This window comes from Azoarcus sp. TTM-91 (assembly GCF_012911025.1).
In the GTDB taxonomy this organism is placed as follows: Bacteria; Pseudomonadota; Gammaproteobacteria; order Burkholderiales; family Rhodocyclaceae; genus Azoarcus.
The window spans coordinates 1-3,348 of record NZ_WUEI01000212.1 but is presented as its reverse complement, the minus strand read 5'-3'; the positions used below and the strand labels follow the sequence as shown (position 1 = coordinate 3,348).

Sequence of the window (3,348 nt, the reverse complement as noted above, 5' to 3'; positions counted from 1 at the left end):
CCCTCACCCCCGGCCGATTTTTTTCCCGGTGGCACTTTTCCACCCACGCTCCACTCTTCTCTGAAGCCAGCCGCTGCGCAGCCCCCGGCCGCGGCCACGCCCTTTCCGTCCCTATGCCGGCCGCCGCCGGCCCGGCGGCGGCGACAGCGCCATTCCCGCGTCAATTCTTGGTTGCGGCGCACAATTGCACATGACGAAACATCGTTTTATAGTTTGAAAAGTTGACCTACCCGAGGTCCGGAACGGTCACGCGCATGCTCTGAAAACGTCCCGCCCTACCCTGGCGGGATCCGCCAACCGCAAGTCATGAGGAGACAAACCATGACCGGGAAAACAAACGTCTTTCTGCAAACCGACCCGGATACGCAGGAAACGAAGGAGTGGCTGGATGCCCTGGCCGCAGTCATCGAGAACGAAGGCGCCGAACGGGCACACTACCTGATCGAAAGGCTCATAGAAGCCGCGCGTGAAGACGGGATGGACATCCCCTATTCCGCCACCACCCAGTACATCAACACCATCCCCGCCGACCAGCAGCCCCGCTATCCGGGCGACCCGGACATGGAGATCAAGCTCCATTCCTACATCCGCTGGAATGCGATGGCGATGGTGGTGCGCGCCAACAAGCACACCAACGTCGGCGGCCACATTGCCTCCTTCGCCTCAGCCGCCGCCCTCTACGACGTCGGCTTCTCCCATTTCTGGCATGCGCCTTCCGCCAACCACGATGGCGACCTGATCTTCTTCCAGGGCCACTCGGTGCCCGGCGTCTATGCCCGCGCCTTCATGCTCGGCCGCCTCAGTGAAGAACAGATGGACAACTTCCGCCAGGAAGTGGATGGCAAAGGCATCTCTTCCTATCCGCACCCCTGGCTGATGCCGGACTTCTGGCAGTTCCCCACCGTTTCCATGGGCCTGGGACCGCTGCAGGCGATCTACCAGGCCCGTTTCATGAAGTACCTCGCCTCCCGCGGTCTCATCGACGCCGGGCGCGCCGAACAGCGCAAGGTCTGGGCCTTCCTCGGTGACGGCGAGACCGACGAAGTCGAATCCCTGGGCGCGATCGGCATGGCCGCGCGCGAACAGCTGGACAACCTGGTGTTCGTCATCAACTGCAACCTGCAGCGCCTGGACGGCCCGGTACGCGGCAACGGCAAGATCATCCAGGAGCTGGAAGCCGAGTTCCGCGGCGCCGGCTGGAACGTCATCAAGGTGATCTGGGGCACCCATTGGGACACCCTGCTCCAGCGCGACAAGAAGGGCCTGCTGAAGAAGCGCATGATGGAATGCGTGGACGGCGAGTACCAGACCTTCAAGGCCAAGAACGGCGCCTACGTGCGCGAGTACTTCTTCAACACGCCCGAGCTGAAGGAGCTGGTGGCCGACTGGACTGACGACGAGATCTGGAATCTCAACCGCGGCGGCCACGACCTGTTCAAGATCTTCGCCGCCTACAAGGCCGCCACCGAGCACAAGGGCCAGCCCACCCTGATCCTGGCCAAGACCATCAAGGGCTTCGGCATGGGCCAGGCCGGCGAGGCGATGAACATCTCCCACCAGCAGAAGAAGCTGGATGTGGACGCGGTACGCCGCTTCCGCGACCGTTTCGGCCTGCCGGTACCGGATGACAAGGTGGCCGAGCTGCCCTACTTGAAGTTCCCGGAAGACTCCGCCGAATACAAGTACATGATGGAGCGCCGCGTGGCCCTGGGCGGTTTCCTGCCGCAGCGCCGCCGCACCGCGGAAGCCCTGCCGGTGCCGCCGCTGTCCGCCTTCGAGGCGCTGTTGAAAGCCTCCGGCGAAGGCCGTGAGTTGTCCACCACGATGGCCATCGTGCGCATCATGAACACCCTGCTCAAGGACAAGGGCATCGGCCGCCATGTCGTGCCCATCGTGCCCGACGAATCCCGCACCTTCGGCATGGAAGGCATGTTCCGCCAGTACGGCATCTGGAACCAGCAAGGCCAGAACTACGTGCCGGAAGACCATGACCAGCTGATGTTCTACAAGGAATCGCAGACTGGCCAGGTACTGCAGGAAGGCATCAACGAAGCCGGCGCGATGGCCGACTGGATCGCCGCCGGCACCGCCTATAGCGTGCACGGCGTGCAGATGGTGCCCTTCTACATCTTCTATTCCATGTTCGGCCTGCAGCGCACCATGGACCTGTGCTGGGCGGCTGCCGACCAGCGCACCCGCGGCTTCATGATCGGCGGCACCGCCGGCCGCACCACGCTGAACGGCGAAGGCCTGCAGCATGAGGACGGCCACAGCCTGATCCTCGCCAACATGATCCCCAACTGCATCAGCTACGACCCCACCTTCCAGTACGAAGTGGCGGTGGTGGTGCAGGACGGCCTGCGCCGGATGTTCGCCGAACAGGAGGACATCTACTACTACATCACGGTGATGAACGAGAACTACGAACATCCCGAGATGCCGGCCGGCGCCGAGCAGGACATCCTCAAGGGCATGTACGCCTTCCGCAAGGCCGAGGCCTCCGGCGGCCCGCGCGTGCAGTTGCTGGGCTCCGGCACGATCTTCCGCGAGGTCATCGCCGCCGCCGAGCTGCTGAAGAACGACTGGAAGGTGGAAGCCGACATCTGGGGCTGCCCGAGCTTCAACGAGCTGGTACGCGACGGCCAGGACGTAAACCGCTGGAACATGCTGCATCCGCTGGAAACCCAGCGCGTCTCCCATGTCGAGAAGTGCCTGGAAGGCGCCAGCGGGCCGGTGATCGCCGCCACCGACTACGTCAAGCTCTACGCAGAGCAGATCCGCCCCTTCGTCAAGAACCGCTACGTCACCCTGGGCACCGACGGCTTCGGCCGCTCCGACACCCGCGAGCAGTTGCGCCACTTCTTCGAAGTGGATCGCCGCTGGGTCACCGTGGCCGCGCTGAAGGCGCTGGCCGACGAGGGCAGCATCCCGCGCGAAACCGTGGCCGCCGCGCTGCAGAAGTATGCGCTGGACGCCAACAAGCCCAACCCGCTGACGGTCTGAGGAGGACGCGACGATGAGCCAACTGATTGAAGTGAAAGTTCCGGACATCGGCGACTTCGACGAAGTGCCGGTGATCGAGCTGTTCGTGAAGGTCGGCGACACCATCGCGGTGGATGACGCCATCTGCACGCTGGAATCGGACAAGGCCACGATGGACGTGCCCTCCTCCGCCGCTGGCGTGGTCAAGGAAGTGCTGGTCAAGGTCGGCGACAAGGTGGCCGAAGGCGCCCTGCTGATCCGCCTGGAAGCCGCCGGCGCAGCGACTGCCGCCGAAGCACCGAAGGCGGCGCCAGCCGCCCCGCCCACCCCGGCCGCCGCGCCGGCGGCTTCCAGGCGGATCAGCAG

Annotated in this window: 2 protein-coding genes; both read left to right on the top strand. The window is 64.4% G+C overall.

Annotation, left to right across the window (positions count from 1 at the left end; translation table 11 throughout):
• Nucleotides 1–321 precede the first annotated feature (321 nt).
• Nucleotides 322–3,003 (top strand): pyruvate dehydrogenase (acetyl-transferring), homodimeric type, encoded by a 2,682-nt coding sequence (aceE, locus tag GRF61_RS23625; protein WP_169153063.1) that lies wholly within the window; start codon nucleotides 322–324, stop codon nucleotides 3,001–3,003.
• 13 nt (nucleotides 3,004–3,016) lie between these two features.
• Nucleotides 3,017–3,348: biotin/lipoyl-containing protein (locus GRF61_RS23620; protein WP_348982472.1), on the top strand; the 332-nt coding region annotated here is incomplete at its 3' end.